Genomic DNA, 13,151 nt, shown 5'->3' with positions numbered 1-13,151 from the left:
TGCGGGCGGGGCCGCGGCGGCGCTCAGTCGGCCCGGGCCAGGCTCACCCCGAACAGCCCGTCCGGGTCGGTCCAGAACGCCCGCCGGTCGAACCCGGCGGCGGTCAGCTCTGCCGCGACGCCCTCCGGCCGGAACTTGGCCGACACCTCGGTACGCAGCTCCTCACCGGCGGCGAACACCACGTCGGCGTCCAGGACCCGCACCCGGGCCGGGTGCTCGGCGCGCAACCGCATCTCGATCCACTCCCGCTCGGGGTCCCAGACCGCCACGTGCCGGAACGCGTCGACGTCGAAGTCCGCGCCCAGCTCGCGGTTGATCACCCGGAGCACGTTGCGGTTGAACTCGGCGGTCACGCCCGCCGCGTCGTCGTAGGCGGGCACGATCACACCCGGGTCCTTGACCAGGTCGGTGCCGACCAGCAGCCAGTCGCCGGTCTCCAGCGCCGCGCGCATCGCGGTGAGGAACTCGGCCCGCTCCACCGGCAGCAGGTTGCCGATCGTGCCGCCGAGGAACGCCACCAGCCGCCGGCCGCCGGTGGGCAGCCGGTCCAGGTGGCGGGTGAAGTCGCCGACGATCCCCCGCACCCGCAGCCCCGGGTACGCGGCCGCGATCTGCTCGGTGGACGACCGCAACGCGCTCACCGAGACGTCCAGCGGCACGAAGGTGCCCAGGTCGCCGTGGCGGGTGAACGCGTCGAGCAGCAGCCGGGTCTTCTCCGACGAGCCCGAGCCCAGCTCGATCAGCGTCTTCGCGCCGGTCATCGCCGCGACGTCGTCGGCGTGCGCGGCCAGCACCGCCCGTTCGGCCCGGGTCGGGTAGTACTCCGGCAGGCGGGTGATCTCCTCGAACAGCTCGCTGCCCCGGGCGTCGTAGAACCACTTCGGCGGCAGCCACTTCGGCGTCGCGGCCAGCCCGGCCCGTACGTCCTCCCGCAACCCACGGTCGAGGTCCTGCTGCTCCAGGTGGATCTCCAGCGGCTCCGCGCTCATCGAGTGTCCTCTCTCGCGGTGGGTACGGATCGTCAGGCGGCGGTCGTCTCCCGCACGTCGAGCCCGCCCGTGGTCGCCACCACGAGCCGGCCGTCCGGCACGGCCCGCCAGGCCGGGTCGTCGTCGAACGGTTCGGACGCCAGCAGCACCGAGTCCGGGCCGCGGCGCACGGACAGCGCGTGCCCGGCCGTGCTCGCCACCACCGTCGTACCGTCGGTGAGCAGCAGGTTCAGCCGTGAGCCGGGAGCGGCGGCGGCGACCGCCGCGACGGTGTCCGCCACCGCCTCCTCCGGCGGCGCGCCGGCCCGCAGCCGGTGCCGGACCAGCGCCCACAGCAGCGCCGAGTCGGTCGGCACGTCGAGCGTGACCAGGTCGCGGACGGGCAGGCCGGCGGCGAGCGGGACCAGGCTGTCCGGCCAGCCCCGCACCACGCCGTTGTGGCTGAACAGCCACCGCCCCTCCGCGAAGGGCGCCGCGGCGGTCTCGTGCAACGGCATGCCGACCGTGGCGGAGCGGACCGCGGCCAGCACCGCCCGCACGCGCGTCACGGCGGCCAGCTCCGGCAGCGTCGTGTCGCTCCACATCGGCTGGGCCCGCCGGTAGCGGACCGGGTCGCCGCCGTCCGGGTACCAGGCGACGCCGAAGCCGTCGGCGTTCACCGTGCCGCCGCCGCGCATGTCACGCGGCGCCCACGACTGGCGCAGCAGCCCGTACGGCGGGTCGAACAGCAGGCTGGACAGGAGCACTGGTGGACCGAGGTACGCGAGGTGACGGCACATCGGGCCGGCTCACTCCTCCGGTCCGGCGTCACGGGCGCAGCGGAACCCGCTGAAGATCTGCCGCCGGATCGGGTAGTCCCAGTTGCGGAACGTGCCCCGGCAGGCGGACCGGTCGGTGCCGAACGAGCCGCCCCGCAGCACCCGGTGGTCGTCGCCGAAGAAGACCTCCGAGTACTCCCGGTACGGGAACGCGGTGAAGCCCGGGTGGCCCCGGAACGGCGAGGAGGTCCACTCCCAGACGTCACCGACGAGCTGGTGCACACCCAGCGGCGAGGCGCCGGCCGGGTACGCGCCCACCGGCGCCGGCCAGAGGTGCCGCTGGCCCAGGTTGGCGTGCTCGGTGGTGGGGTCCTCGTCGCCCCACGGGTAGCGCCGGGACCGGCCGGTCGCCGGATCCCAGCGGGCCGCCTTCTCCCACTCCGCCTCCGTCGGCAGCCGCTTGCCGGCCCACGCCGCGTACGCCTGCGCCTCGTACCAGCAGACGTGCACCACCGGCTCGTCGTCGCGCACCGGCGACCAGCGGCCGAACCGGCGGTACGCCCAGCCGTCCCCGTCGCGCCGCCAGTGCATCGGCGCGCTCAGGTCCGCCTCGACGCGGTGCCGCCAGCCCGCCTCGCTCCACCAGCGCGGCTCGTCGTACCCGCCGTCGGCGATGAACGCCCGGTACTGCCCGTTCGTCACCGGGGCGGCGTCGATGACGTACGCGGGCAGGTCGACGGTGTGGGCCGGGCGCTCGTTGTCCAGCGCCCACGGGTCGGTGGAGGTGCCCATGGTGAACGGCCCGGCCGGCACCCGTACCTCCCCGCCGACCCGGGCGCAGGGCTCCGGTGGGGGCGGCGCGTCGAGCACCGGGGCGCCGGCGCGCAGCTGGTGGGTGGCGAGCATGGTCTCGTCGTGCTGCTGCTCGTGCTGCACGATCATGCCGAACGCGAACCCGTCGGCGACCAGGGGACGCTCGGTGAAGCGGATGCCGTCGAGCAGGTCGAACACCTTGTCCCGCACCGTACGCACGTAGGCGCGGGCCTCGGCCGGCGGCAGCAGCGGCAGCGCCGGCCGGTCCTTGCGTGGTTGTTTGAACGCGTCGTAGAGGTCGTCGATGTCGTGGCGCACCGGGTCGCGGCCGCCGACGTCGCGGACCAGCCACAGCTCCTCCTGGTTGCCGACGTGCGCCAGGTCCCAGACCAGCGGCGACATCAGCGTGGAGTGCTGCCGGACCAGGTCGTCGTCGTCCACCGCGTCGGTCAGCAGGGCGGTACGGGCCCGGGTGCGCTCCAGTTCCGCGGCGATGCGGTCGCGTAGTCGCTCGGCGGTGGTCACCGGTGTCCCCTCTCCGCGGCGGCGCGGTGCCGCCGGATCGCTTGCTGGATCTCGTCGTGGATGCCGGCCGGCAGGTCGAGCCGGGGCAGGGCGGCCAGGGCCAGGTCGAACAGCGCCGCCGCGGCGGTCGCCAGCGGGCGCTCGGCCAGCCCGCACCGGGCCGCCGCGCGCCACCGGTCGGCGACCGGCGTGGCCGCCGCCAGCGCGTCCCGGGTGGTGGCCGGGTCGGCGAAGATCGCCGCCAGCACCGCCAGCGGCACCGTCCACTCCGGGCCGGGCTGGGTGTCCAGGTAGCGCAGCTCCAGGTAGCCGCGCGGGCGTACCGGCGGGAACAGCGTGCTGAGGTGGTAGTCCAGGTCGTCGGTGGTGGGCGGGCGGGGCAGCGCCCCGGCCAGCCAGTCGGCGAACGTGACACCGGGCGGCGCGGTCCAGTCCGGGCCGTCGCCGCGGACGCAGAGCAGCGGCGCGGTGAGCGCGTACCCGGTCCAGGCCGTCACCGGGTCCTCGTCGGCGTGCTCGGGCGACCAGACCGGGCGGGTCCGCGCCGGGTCGATGGCCAGCCAGGTGGCCATCCGGGCGGAGGCCCAGCCGGTACGGCGCCCCGCGTGCCGGTCGGCGGTGGCGAATGCGGCGAGCAGCGGCGGGCCGACGGCGTGCGCGGCCGCCCACCGTTGCGCCAGATGGTCCGGCTCGCCCGCGTCCAGGCAGATCTGGAGCCCGGCGGTGCTGTACATCATCGCCCGTCCCGCCGGGCCACGGCGGTCGAAGGCACACCGCATGGCCCGGTAGCGCGGGGTCTCCACGACCGGCCGGGGAAGGCGCCAGGGGTCCATGCCGCTGCGGCCGAGCACCAGGCCGGCGGCGTCCAGCCGGGCCCGCAGTTCGGCGACGTCGGCCTCGGTGGCCAGGATGAGCGCGGCGACCGACGATCGCGGTGTCGCGGAGATCTCCACCTGCCCGCCGGGCTCCACGGTCACGGCGCCGCCGCGCCGGAGCTCGTCGGCCGGACTGGTGGGGTCGAGGGTCACGGGGCTGTGCCGCCCCAGCGCCTCGCGTAGTCGCTCGCGGTCGACCGGCCGGGCCGGGTCCGCGGCGTCGTGCACGGTCCATTCCAGTTCGACGCCGACGAGTGCCGGTGGCCCGGTCTTGAAGCAGATCCGGGCGAGGTGGCCGCGGGCCGCCTCCTCGTCTCCCAGGACGACTGCCCGGTCCAGATCCGGCGACATCACCATGGGACGGCTCCTCCTCGGCGATGGGCGACGACGTCGTCGCGACGCGCCCGGCCGGGACGGCACGGGACGCCGCCCCACCATCCTCTGTCTAGCAGACGAGTTCCGCGTGCCCGGAGAGATGAATTTTTGTCCGGAATCTGATTGCGGCGCGGCTGCTCAGTCGTCCGCCGCCGGGCCCGGGTGCGAGGGCTCCGGCGCGTCGCCCGGGTCGTCCGCGGGCAGGCCCAGGAGGTTCCGGCAGTAGCTCTCCACCTGCTCCGGGCCGCCGGCGGCAGCGACCAGGTCGGCGTAGCCCGGCTTGGTGAGCACCTTCTCCCGCTGCCGCTCCGGCTTGGCCAGGTAGGCACGGCAGTGGCCGGCCATCTGCGCCCCGCCGGACGGGGGTGCGGGTCGCCGGGCCGCGGCGCTCGGCGTTCCGGACGGCTCCGCCGTCGTCGAGGGAGCCGGTGGCGACGTCGCGCCGGGCGCGTCGCCGGCCGGGGTGCTCGGAGCCGGCCGCGACGGCCCGGTGACGGCCGGGCCGTCGCCGGTCGGTCCGTCGCCGGTCGGTCCGGCGCTGCTGGGCCCGGCCGTCGTCGCGGGCGGGAGCACCGGCTCCGGTTGGCGGTCCAACCGCACGGCGGCGAACGCCACCCCGGCGACCGCCGTGGCGGCGAGCCCGGACAGCGCGGCGGCGATCCGCAGGCGCCGGCGCGGGCGCGGCGCGGCCACCGCTGCCGGCGCCGGGGCCGGGGCCGCCCCGGCCGCCGCGCGGGCCGCCCGGAAGGCGGCGAGCGCCCGCTCCTCCCCGGCCACCTCGCCGGGGGCCGCCGGTCCGGCGGCGGCGGACAGCAGCCGGGTCAGCGGGTCGGCGTCGGCCCCCGGCGGCGTGCCGGCGCGCGCGGCGTCGAGCAGGCGGTCGGACTCCGCCCGGTCGGCGGGACCGCCGGACCGGCGAGCATGCATGCCGTCGTCTCCCCTCACGTCAGCCCTCCGCCGGCTCGGCCTCGGGCGCGTGCGGCACCTGGCGGTCGGTACGGGGACGCGGCGCGACGGCGTCCCGGGCATCGTCCGGCGCGGCCTGCGCCGCCGAGCGCTCCAACATCGCGGCCAGCCGGCGCAGGCCCCGGTGCGCAGCGGTACGCACCGCGCCGGCCCGCCGGCCGAGCACCCGCCCGGCGGTCTCCGCGTCCAGGCCGATGACGGCCCGCAGCATCACCGCCTCGGCCTCGGCCGGTGGCAGCGTACGGATCAGCGCCAGCGCGCTCTCGGTGGCGATGGCCTCACCGGCCCGGTCGGCGGTGTCGGCGTCGGCGGCCAGGTCGTTGAGCGCCTGCACGGGCACCGGCACGGAGGGACGCCGCCGCTGTCGGCGCAGATGGTCCATGGCCCGGTTACGGGCGATCGTGACCACCCAGGCGCGGAACTCGCCGCCGGTGAACGACGGCAGGTCGCGGGAGATCTGGAGCCACGCCTCCGAGGCCACGTCCTCGGCGTCGGCGCCGACGAGCGCAGTCAGATAGCGCAGCAACGCGGGTTGCAGGCTGCGGTAGAGGAACCGGAACGCCTCCTCGTCGCCCGCCTGCGCCCCGGCGACCGCCTCGTTCAGTTCGGCCGTCACGCTCGCCGTCCCGCCGCAGTGGCAGCCGGACGCCGGGCGCAAACGGGAGCCAGTGGCCACACCGCCATCCGCACTCCCCCCGGTGAGCTGATCAGGCACGCGCACGAGCGTGCGGTGCGCCTCGGACGATGCCGCGCGGCATCGGGCGTCGGCGGGACATACCGTACCGGCGTCCGGGGGCGGCCGGGAGTCGGGCCGACACCGGGACGGGCAAGGTGCGTCGGCAAGGCATGGAGGGCCGGAAAAACAGAGAGAAATGTCTACCCCTGTTTCCGGCGTGTCGAGGTAACACCGAGTGCCGGCGTGACGCTCCCCGCAGCGGGCCACGCCGGTGCGGCGCGGTCGCGAGCGCGGGGACGCGTGACTTTTCTGGCCGATCGTACCGGGTCGATCACGATCAGCCGATCGGCGCCCCGGTCGCCGGACACCCGGCCGAACAGCCCGGCCGGACGGCCACGGATATCGCGGGAAATACTTCGCGCCTGCTGTGGGTACGGTATGGGGGTGCTGTCCTCAGACGTCGTACTCAGCGGTCGGTACCGCCTGGATGACCGTGTCGCCACCGGCGGCATGGGCGACGTCTGGCGTGCCACCGACCTGGTCCTCGGTCGTCCGGTCGCGGTGAAGGTGCTGCTTCCCGCCCTGGTGTCCGACCCTGACTTCATCGCCCGGTTCCGCGCCGAGGCGCGGATCATGGCCTCCCTGCGCCACCCCGGCGTGGTCCAGGTCTTCGACTGCGGCGAGGACGACCTGCCCGGCGGCGGCCGGGCCGACTACCTGGTGATGGAGTTCGTCGCCGGTGAGCCGCTGTCGCGGCGGATCGAGTCGGCCGGGTGCCTCGAGGTCGCCGAGACCATGTCGATCGTGGCCCAGGTGGCGCAGGCGCTGCACGCGGCGCACGGCCGGGGCATCGTCCACCGGGACGTCAAGCCGAGCAACCTGCTCGTGCAGGACGACGGCACCGTGGTCCTGGTCGACTTCGGCGTGGCCCGCTCCACCAACGTCACGAGCATCACCAGCACGAACGCGGTGCCCGGCACCGCCCTCTACATGGCGCCGGAGCAGGCCGCGGGCCGGCCCGTCTCGGGCGCCACCGACGTGTACGCCCTCGGCGCCGTCGCGTACTGCTGCCTCACCGGCAGCCCGCCGTTCACCGGCGACAACCCGCTCCAGGTGGCCGTACGCCATCTCGACGACGAGCCGCCGGAGCTGCCGGCGGAGATCCCGGCGGCGGTCCGGGAACTGGTGTCGCGGGCGCTGGCGAAGGATCCGGCCGACCGCTACCCGACCGCGGCGGCGATGGCCGACGCGGCGCGGGCCGCGCGCACCGACTCGCCGAACGCGACAGTGGCGCTGCGCGGCGCGGCGGGTCCGGCGCGGTCGCGGGACGACCAGCCGGCGGTCCGCCAGGGCGCCGCGGTGGCGACGTCGCCGCGGCGGAGCCGGCGCGGCACGCTCGTCGGGGCGCTGGGCGCGGTGCTGGTGGCGATGGGCGCGCTGGGTGCGCTGGTGGCCGCCGCGAACGACACCGCCGAACCGGCTACGAAGATCGACAAGACGGCGCCCGCGGTGGCGCCGAGCGACCGGGCCGCCGAGCCGGTCGTCGACGAGCCGTCGGCGGACGACGACTACACCTACCGTCCGGTCGGTCCGGGCGGTAGGCCGTCGGCCACGCCCTCGGCCACGCCGAGCGCCTCCCCGACCCCGTCGGCCCAGCCGAGCGTGACCGACGAGCCGGCCCCCACGGACGAGCCGAGCAGCACGCCGTCCAGCGCGCCGACGACCACGGAACCGGTCACGCCGACGACGACCCCACCGAGCACGCCGCCAGCCGAAGGCGGCGGCGGTGACGACGGCACCACTGGGCAACAGGCCACCCAGCCCTGACCCACGGCGCCCACGAGCCGGCCCCGCCCGCGGCGGAGCCGGCTCGTCCGTGTCCGGAACCGGCCGGTCAGTCCGCGCCGAGCGACGCCACGACCGGCCGGGACAGGGCGCGGCGGGCCGGCAGGACCGAGGCGAGCAGCGCGGCCACCACCGCCACGGCGACGATCAGCCCGATCCGTCCCCAGGGCAGCACCAGCGTGAAGTCGCCGCCGATGCGGGCGACCACTGCCATCGCCCCGGCCGCCGCCCCGGTGCCGAGCGCGATGCCGAGCAGCGTGCCGACGAGCGCGGTGAGCACCGCCTCGACCGCCAGCACGCCCCGCATCCCGGCCCGGCTCAGCCCGACCGCGCGCAGCACCGCGGTCTCCCGGGTGCGTTCCACGACGGACAGGCTGAGCGTGTTGGCGACCCCGACCAGCGAGATCACCACGGCCAGGCCGAGCAGCGCGGTGACGAACCCCAGCACCAGGTCGACGGTGCCGGTGAGCATCTTCTTGTACGCGGCCTGGTCCATCACGTTCACCGTCGGGTAGCGGGCCAGCACCGACTCGACAGCGGCCCGGGCCGCGTCGACGCTCACCCCGGCGGCCGGGTCCACCTCGGCCAGATAGCCGCGCTCGGCGGGGAACATGGCGCTGAAGTCGGTGTCGACCACGTCCACGAGGTGACCGGCGGGCACCGGGCTGCCCGCCAGGACCGGCTCCTCGTCGGCCACCACCGCGACGACCCGGAACGGCCGCCCGGCGAGGGTGATCGTGGAACCTGCCGTCCAGCCCCGGGCCGCGGCCAGCTCCCGGTGCACCAGCACCGCTCCCGGCCCCAGGTCCGCCGGGTCGCCGGCGTCCACGGCGGACAACGTGCGCCGGACCAGCGCCGGATGCGCGGCGCGCAGCTGCACGTCGCCGACCACCCGGCTGCGCTGCTCGTGCACCACGCCCAGCTCGGGCCGGGCGGCCAGTTCGCCGGCGAGCGTGGCCGGCAGGTCACCGCCGATGCCGGTGACCAGGAAGTCCACCCCGATCCGGGCGTCCACCGCGCGTTCGATACCGGACTTGACGCTCGCCGCGCCGACCACGAAGGCCGAGACCAGCCCGATGCCGATCACCATGGCCGTGGCGGTGGCGGCGACCCGGCGCGGGTTGCGTACCGCGTTCGACACGGCCAGCCCGCCGGTGGCGCCGAACGCCGCGCGCAACGGCCCGCCGAGCACCCGTACCAGTGCCGGTACCAGCACCGGGCCGAACGCCACGATGCCGCCGAAGGCCAGCAAGCCGCCCGCCGCGACCAGCACCACCTGGCCGGTGGCCCCGGCGCCGGCCAGCGCCGCCACACCGGCGGCGAGCGCCAGCGCGCCGACCGCCAGCCGGATCCGTCCGGCCGGGCGGACCGGGTTGATCGCCGCGTCGGTGAGCGCTGCCACCGGGGCGACCCGGGTGCCCTGCCAGGCCGGCAGCGCGGCCGACGCCACGGTGAGCAGCGTCCCCAGCCCCAGCGAGAGCAGCAGGGTACGCGGGGTCAGCGTGAGCCCGCCGCCCAGCGGCGCGCCGGTGCCGGCGAGCAGGAGGCCGAGGCCACCGGCCACCGCCGCGCCGGCCAGCACTCCGACCACGGAGGCGAGCAGGCCGGTCACCGCCGCCTCGGACAGCGTGGCCCGGTAGATCTGCCCCCGGGTCGCGCCGACCAGGCGCAGCAGCGCGGTACGCCGGGAGCGCTGGGCGAGCACGATGGCGAAGGTGTTGGCGATCACGAAGCCGGCCACCACCACGGCGACCGCCGCGAACGTACCCAGCAGCATCCCGAACTGCCGCAGGTCGCGTACCGCGTCGTCGACCGCCGCGTCGAGGACGGCGTCCCGGTCCCGGACCGTCACGTCCGGACCCACCACGGCGCGGATCCGGTCGGCCAGGGCCGCCACGTCCACACCGGGCCGCGCCGCCACCATGATCCGGCCGTAGCCCTTCTCGCCGCTGACCGTGAGCGCGTCCGGGCCGGTCAGCCCGATGTACGGGCCACCGACGTCCCGGGAGCTGCCGTCCACGTCGACGGCACCGACCAGTGTGTACGGGCGGGCCGCGCCGTCCCGGCCGCCGATCGACACCGGGCCGCCCACCGTGAACCGCTGCTCGGCGACGGTCCCGGCGTCCAGCACCACCTCACCGGGGCGCTGCGGCAGCCGCCCGGCCACCACGTCGTAGGACTGCAGGGCCGCCTCGGTGGGGATCGCGGCGAGCACGGCGTACCCGAGCACGGGACGGCCGTCGGCGCCGACCACACCGGCGGAACCGGTCAGCTCGCCCGCGGCGGCGGCCACCCCGTCGACGGCGCGAACCCGGTCCACGAGCGCCGGGGGCAGCGGATCGGTCTCGGCGTACGCGGCCAGGTCGGTGTGCCTGTCGAACTCACCGGCCCGCTCGTACGCCCCGGCGCGCATGCCGTCGGTGAACATCAGCGTGCCGGCGACGAACGCGACGCCGAGCACGATCGCCAGCGAGGACAGCAGCAGGCGCAGGCCGTCGGCGCGGACCTGGCGCAGGGTCAGGCGCAGCATCCCGCTCACCGCCCCGCCGGGGCCACGGCCGGGTCGAGCCGGCTGAGCGCGTCCCGGACGTCGCCGACCGTCGGCTCGTGCAGCTCGTCGACCAGCCGGCCGTCGGCGAGGAAGACCACCCGGTCGGCGTGCGCGGCGGCGGCCGGGTCGTGGGTGACCATGACGACGGTCTGGCCGAGCGTGTCCACCGCCTCGCGCAGCAGCCGCAGCACCTCCGCGCCGGAGCGCGAGTCGAGGTTGCCGGTCGGCTCGTCGGCGAAGATCACCCACGGCCGGGTGATCAGCGCGCGGGCCACCGCGACGCGCTGCTGCTGCCCGCCGGACAGCTCGGCCGGGCGGTGCCCGAGACGGTCGGTCAGGCCCACCGCGGCCACCACCTGACGCAGCCACGCCGCGTCCGGCCGGCGGCCGGCGATCGCCAGCGGGAGGACGATGTTCTCCTCCGCGGTGAGCGTGGGCAGCAGGTTGAACTTCTGGAAGACGAAACCGATCCGGTCCCGGCGCAGCCAGGTGAGCCGGCGGTCGTCGAGCCGCGTCAGGTCGGCGTCACCGATGTGGACCGCACCGGCGGTCGGCCGGTCGAGGCCGGCGAGGCAGTGCAGCAGGGTGGACTTGCCGGAGCCGGAGGGGCCCATGACGGCGGTGAACCGGGCGGCGGCCAGGTCGAGGTCGACGCCGTCGAGCGCGACGACGCGGGACTGCCCGGCGCCGTACTCCTTGCGCAGCGCGCGGGCGGCGAGGGCGACGCCTGTGGTCGGTGTTGCGGACACGGTGGTGCTCCTGTCGGACACGGTCTGAAGACCCTTCCGACGCTAGGTCCGGCACCGGCTCGTTGATCTCCACCTGCGCGCTCGACCTCGGTGCGACCACGGTCGTCCCCCACCGGGGGAACCCGTACGACCTGGGACGTACGTCCGGTCAGCCGCCGGGCGTGATCAGACCGCTCTCGTACGCCAGCACCACGGCCTGGACGCGGTCGCGGAGCTGGAGCTTGGCCAGGATCCGGCCCACGTGGGTCTTCACCGTCGCCTCCGCTACGTGCACCCGGGCGGCGATCTCGGCGTTTGACAGCCCTTGCGCCACCAGCAGCAGCACCTCGCGCTCCCGTTCGGTGAGCTGGGCCAGCCGGGGGTCCGCCGCCGGTGCGGGGCCGAGCTGGCCGGCGAACCGGTCGAGCAGCCGCCGGGTGATCGACGGGGCCACCACCGAGTCGCCCTGCGCCACCACCCGGATCGCCGCCATGAGCTCCTCCGGCGGCACGTTCTTGAGCAGCAACCCGCTCGCCCCGGCGCGCAGCGCGGCGAACGCGTCGGCCTCGGTGTCGAACGTGGTGAGCACCAGCACGCGCGGGCCGCCGCCGGCCGATCGGGCGCAGATCCGCCGGGTCGCCTCCACCCCGTCCATGGTGGGCATCCGCAGGTCCATCACCACCACGTCGGCCTCGACCCGGTCCAGCACCCGCAGCGCGTCCGCGCCGTCGATGGCCTCGCCGACCACCTCCAGATCCGGCTGGGAGTCGAGCACCATCCGGAACCCGGCCCGCACCAGCGCCTGGTCGTCGACGATCATCACCCGCACGGTCACGCCGCCGCGCTCCCTTCCTCGGTGCCGGCCGCTGCCGGCAGTGGCAGCCGCGCCTGCACCCGCCAGCCACCGGCGAGTGTGGGGCCGGCGGTGAGGCTGCCGTCGTACACCCCGACCCGTTCCCGCATGCCGACCAGGCCGTGCCCGCCGGACGGCGCCGGCCGGACCACCGGAGCGCCGCCACCGTCGTCCACCGCCCGGACCACGACGGCGTCCGCGGCCCACTCCAGCGTCAGCTCCACCGACGCGCCGACGCCCGCGTGCTTGAGCGCGTTGGTCAGGCTCTCCTGCACCACCCGGTAGACGGTCAGCTCCAGGCCGGGCGGCAGCACCCGGGGCGTGCCGGCGCCGCCGCAGGTGATCCGCAGCCCGGCGGCACGGAACCGGTCGAGCAGCGCGGGCAGCTCCACCAGCGCGGGTCGCCGGTGTGCCGGCTCGGCAGCCGGCTCGTCCGCCGCCGGCGGCGACTCCGGGCGGTCGGGTTCCCGGAGTACGCCGACCAGCCGCCGCATCTCCTCCAGCGCCGCCCGGCCGGTGTCCGCCACCACCTTGGCCGCCTCCCGGGCGGTGGCCGGGTCCCGGTCGAGCGTGAACCGCACCCCGTCCGCCTGCACGATCATCACGGCCATGCTGTGGGCGACCACGTCGTGCAGCTCCCGGGCGATGCGGGTGCGTTCCTCGGCGACGGCGGCGCGCGCCTCCGCCTCCCGTTCCCGCTCCAGCGTGGCGGCACGTTCCTCCAGGCTGAGCACGTAGAGCCGGCGGGTCCGCAGGTTCAGTCCGGCCAGCCAGACCGCGCCGACGATCAGGGCGTAGAAGAACGCACCCATCCACCAGGGCCCGGTGCCGGGCGACTGGAGCGCGGCGAGCACGCCGCCGATCACCGCGACGATCCCGGCCACGATGCCGTCGCGGAGCTGGTCGGCGTACTTGACCACGCTGTAGAGGGCGACCAGGACGGCGACGTCGTAGCTGAGCGGGCCCCAGCCGGCGATCACCTGGACCAGCGCGAGCGCGGCCACCAGGGCGCCCACCACCGACGGGTGGGTACGCCGGAAGAACAGCGCCGCCGCCATCGCCAGACCGACCGCGGACGCCGCGAGCCCGGTCAGCCCGGCGAGGTACCCGGACAGCACGAAGAACACGACGAGCCCGCAGACGGCGGCGTCGAACGCGACGCCCCGCAGCGGACGACCGAGGATCAGGCGGTTCACG

Annotated in this window: 11 protein-coding genes; 1 reads left to right on the top strand and 10 read right to left on the bottom strand. The window is 76.0% G+C overall.

The window, feature by feature from the left end; genetic code table 11:
* Positions 1 to 23 precede the first annotated feature (23 nt).
* From egtD to Q3W68_RS16870, 6 genes are all read right to left on the bottom strand, one after another.
* Positions 24 to 989 carry an L-histidine N(alpha)-methyltransferase gene (gene egtD, locus Q3W68_RS16895; RefSeq protein ID WP_302906342.1) on the bottom strand — a complete coding sequence of 322 codons (966 nt, stop codon included), beginning with the start codon at positions 987 to 989 and terminating at the stop codon, positions 24 to 26.
* Positions 990 to 1,021: 32 nt separating this feature from the next.
* Complete coding sequence (gene egtC, locus Q3W68_RS16890; RefSeq protein ID WP_302906341.1) at positions 1,022 to 1,768, bottom strand: ergothioneine biosynthesis protein EgtC; 747 nt, start codon at positions 1,766 to 1,768, stop codon at positions 1,022 to 1,024.
* Between the two features lie 9 nt (positions 1,769 to 1,777).
* Complete coding sequence (gene egtB, locus Q3W68_RS16885; protein WP_302906340.1) at positions 1,778 to 3,085, bottom strand: ergothioneine biosynthesis protein EgtB; 1,308 nt, start codon at positions 3,083 to 3,085, stop codon at positions 1,778 to 1,780.
* Positions 3,082 to 4,317 (bottom strand): ergothioneine biosynthesis glutamate--cysteine ligase EgtA, encoded by a 1,236-nt coding sequence (gene egtA / locus Q3W68_RS16880; RefSeq protein WP_302906339.1) that lies wholly within the window; start codon positions 4,315 to 4,317, stop codon positions 3,082 to 3,084. The genes egtB and egtA overlap by 4 nt, the downstream gene beginning before the upstream one ends.
* A gap of 156 nt (positions 4,318 to 4,473) precedes the next feature.
* Complete coding sequence (locus Q3W68_RS16875) at positions 4,474 to 5,262, bottom strand: hypothetical protein (RefSeq protein WP_302906338.1); 789 nt, start codon at positions 5,260 to 5,262, stop codon at positions 4,474 to 4,476.
* A 19-nt stretch (positions 5,263 to 5,281) separates the two neighbouring features.
* Entirely contained in the window at positions 5,282 to 5,917 is a 636-nt protein-coding gene (locus tag Q3W68_RS16870; protein ID WP_302906337.1) for an RNA polymerase sigma factor, read from the bottom strand.
* Positions 5,918 to 6,415: 498 nt separating this feature from the next.
* On the opposite strand from Q3W68_RS16870, the gene Q3W68_RS16865 reads away from it, so the two are divergent.
* Entirely contained in the window at positions 6,416 to 7,804 is a 1,389-nt protein-coding gene (locus tag Q3W68_RS16865) for a serine/threonine-protein kinase (protein WP_302906336.1), read from the top strand.
* A 67-nt stretch (positions 7,805 to 7,871) separates the two neighbouring features.
* Here Q3W68_RS16865 and Q3W68_RS16860 read toward each other — a convergent pair whose 3' ends face one another.
* From Q3W68_RS16860 to Q3W68_RS16845, 4 genes are all read right to left on the bottom strand, one after another.
* Positions 7,872 to 10,352: an ABC transporter permease gene (locus Q3W68_RS16860; RefSeq protein WP_302906335.1), complete on the bottom strand. Its 2,481-nt coding sequence runs from the start codon at positions 10,350 to 10,352 to the stop codon at positions 7,872 to 7,874.
* Between the two features lie 5 nt (positions 10,353 to 10,357).
* Complete coding sequence (locus Q3W68_RS16855; RefSeq protein ID WP_302906334.1) at positions 10,358 to 11,122, bottom strand: ABC transporter ATP-binding protein; 765 nt, start codon at positions 11,120 to 11,122, stop codon at positions 10,358 to 10,360.
* A gap of 148 nt (positions 11,123 to 11,270) precedes the next feature.
* Entirely contained in the window at positions 11,271 to 11,936 is a 666-nt protein-coding gene (locus Q3W68_RS16850) for a response regulator transcription factor (protein ID WP_302906333.1), read from the bottom strand.
* A complete protein-coding gene (locus Q3W68_RS16845; protein WP_302906332.1) occupies positions 11,933 to 13,150 on the bottom strand; it encodes a sensor histidine kinase in 1,218 nt (405 codons plus the stop codon). The genes Q3W68_RS16850 and Q3W68_RS16845 overlap by 4 nt, the downstream gene beginning before the upstream one ends.
* Position 13,151: the final 1 nt, after the last annotated feature.

It is taken from the genome of Micromonospora sp. C28ISP2-4, assembly GCF_030519385.1.
Classification (GTDB): Bacteria; Actinomycetota; Actinomycetes; order Mycobacteriales; family Micromonosporaceae; genus Micromonospora; species Micromonospora tulbaghiae.
This window is presented reverse-complemented; position numbering and strand designations above follow the sequence as displayed.